Origin of the sequence: Borreliella afzelii, assembly GCF_014202295.1 — a bacterium.
GTDB classification, from domain to species: Bacteria; Spirochaetota; Spirochaetia; order Borreliales; family Borreliaceae; genus Borreliella; species Borreliella afzelii.
This window is the reverse complement of sequence record NZ_JACHGM010000038.1, coordinates 1-1,400: the sequence shown is the minus strand read 5'-3', so window position 1 is coordinate 1,400 and position 1,400 is coordinate 1. Positions and strand designations below refer to the sequence as shown.

Annotated in this window: 3 protein-coding genes; all 3 read right to left on the bottom strand. The window is 24.3% G+C overall.

What is annotated here, in order from left to right; genetic code table 11:
- Nucleotides 1-554 (bottom strand): chromosome replication/partitioning protein (locus HNP63_RS06700; RefSeq protein ID WP_012579153.1); only part of this gene is annotated, 554 nt, incomplete at its 3' end.
- 54 nt (nucleotides 555-608) lie between these two features.
- Entirely contained in the window at nucleotides 609-1,349 is a 741-nt protein-coding gene (locus HNP63_RS06695; protein WP_014486253.1) for a ParA family protein, read from the bottom strand.
- Nucleotides 1,325-1,400: DUF226 domain-containing protein (locus HNP63_RS06690; RefSeq protein WP_183227721.1), on the bottom strand; the 76-nt coding region annotated here is incomplete at its 5' end. The genes HNP63_RS06695 and HNP63_RS06690, both read right to left, overlap by 25 nt.

Here is a 1,400-nt window from a genome sequence, read left to right as displayed (position 1 = left end):
CCTTTTAATTGTTTATATCTTTTTAAAAGTTTATTAACTAAATCTCTTTGACTTTCAAAAAGTTCATCTAATAAAAACCCTGTAAATTTAGCATTGCTTTTGTAAAAATCGTAACTTTCTTTACTTTTAAGTTGAAATCTTAATGGTTTTATTGGATTTTGTTTAGACTTTTTAATCGTATCTGAATTACTATTTCTTAAAAAGATTATAGTTTCCTTAATCCCATTTTCTAATAAAAAAAGCTCTTCTATAACACCATTTTCTATAGCTGATGCTATCTTTAAATATTCATAAGTTTGGCTTTTAGCTAACTTATAATTTTTTATAAAAGCATCAAAAGTTTTATAACCATCAAGCTTATAATATTCATTATCTTTTATTTCTTTTAAAATTTTCATGCTTTCTATCTTATTATAAATTTCCTTTTGGAAATTAGATTTTAAACGTTCTTTTAATAAATTATAATGTTTTAATATTTCATCTTTATTGCTTAATTCCTTTTTTACTTCTTTTTTTGATATTACTCTATCGTTTATTTTTATTCCTGCATCCATAATTAACCTCCTATATTTTTTGTTAAGAAAATTCATCCAACTATCGGACAAATTTCATATTTTTGAAATAAAATTATTTAAAACGCTAACATACTCCTTTATATAATCTCTATCTAGATCAAATCTATCATTTTTTGCTATTCTCCTATTTAAATCTTCACGCTCTGATATTATCCCTAAAAACTTTTCTTTTTTTTGTAATATTTCCAATAAATCTTTATGTGTTTTATTTTTTTTAAATTTTGTTACAAATAGAAATACTTTTGGTTTAAGTTTTAATTTATCTGTAAAAAACTCTAATAGTTGTAAACTCTCAATAGTCCATTTCTCTGCAGTCATTGGGACTATAACGTGCTTACTGACAACTAAAGCATTGGACAATGTAGAATCTAAATGGGGATTTGTATCAAGTATGATAAAGTCATATTTAAATTTTAAATATTTAAAACTATCTTTTAACCTATGTTCCTTATATGGCAAAGGCTCTTCACTAAAAGTATGTAAACTTAAATAGCTCGGCAATAAATCAAGTCCACTATCAACATTGATAATCACATCATTTATTAATTGATTTCCTTTTAAAACCTCATATATATTTTTTTCAAGTAAATCAAATTCACTTTCTATTAGTGTTTTATAAAAATAACTAGTAACTGATGCTTGAGTATCCATATCAATTAAGAGAACTTTATTATTTTTTGATAATAAAGTGGCCAAAATTATCGCACTTGTGCTTTTGCCAACACCGCCCTTAATTGACGCAATTGTTATTATTTTAGGTTTTTTAGTATCCATTTTGTTAACGGTCCTTGTTCTGGGTATTTTTTCCCATAAAATTCATATACT

What these genes read in the sequence shown, in the direction of transcription:
- HNP63_RS06695 (WP_014486253.1), bottom strand. Translation starts at nt 1,349, where the DNA reads ATGGATACTAAAAAACCTAAAATAATAACAATTGCGTCAATTAAGGGC.